The following is a 680-nucleotide window of genomic DNA, read 5'->3' as shown; positions in this document are numbered from 1 at the left end:
CTGCGGGAAGGATGTCCATATGTCGGGCAAGCGTCGTAAATACACCCCGGAGTTTCGGGAGCAGGCTGCCCGCCTGGTGATTGAGACCGGCCGCCCGGTGGTTCATGTGGCTGCCGAGATCGGGGTTGGTGAACAGGTGTTGGGGCGGTGGGTGCGCCTGCAACGCCAAGCGGCCGGAGCTGGCGATACTCGGGAGGTGTTAGACGCCGATGAACGCGCCGAGTTAGAGCGCCTACGCCGCGAAAACGCCGAATTACGCTTAGACCGTGAGTTTTTAAAAAAAGCCGCGGCCTTCTTCGTCTGCGAACACAACCGGTAGATGCCTACCGGGTGATCGAGGCGGAGAAGGCCAGCTACCCGATCACGCGCATGTGCGAACTGCTGGAAGTGTCGCGCTCGGGCTACTACAAATGGCGTAAATCCCGCGATGTCGGACCAACCCCTGCCCAACAGCGCCGCGCCGAGCTGGATGCCTTGGTCGCCGAGTCCCACAAGGCGTCTGATGGTGTCTACGGCGCCCCGCGCATCTGCGCTGACCTGCGTGCCGCCGGGCAGCGGGTATCGCGTAAAACGGTGGCGGCCTCGCTGCGTCGCCAGGGCCTGGCCGGAATCTGCCCACGGCGGCGGTTTGCGCCGGCCACCACGGTGATCAACCTCGATGCGCCGGTCCCTCAAGACCT

General features: G+C 64.4%; 2 protein-coding genes. Both read left to right on the top strand.

The features are described from left to right. Positions 1-319 (top strand): transposase (locus F6Q13_RS19020; RefSeq protein WP_293059839.1); only part of this gene is annotated, 319 nt, incomplete at its 5' end. An 11-nt stretch (positions 320-330) separates the two neighbouring features. Continuing rightward, a partial coding sequence (locus F6Q13_RS19015; RefSeq protein ID WP_293059836.1) for an IS3 family transposase occupies positions 331-680 on the top strand: 350 nt, incomplete at its 3' end.

The sequence above is a fragment of the Mycobacterium sp. genome, assembly GCF_008709575.1.
GTDB lineage: Bacteria > Actinomycetota > Actinomycetes > Mycobacteriales > Mycobacteriaceae > Mycobacterium.
The sequence above is the reverse complement of the archived record's forward strand: the minus strand, read 5'-3'. Positions and strand labels throughout refer to the sequence as shown.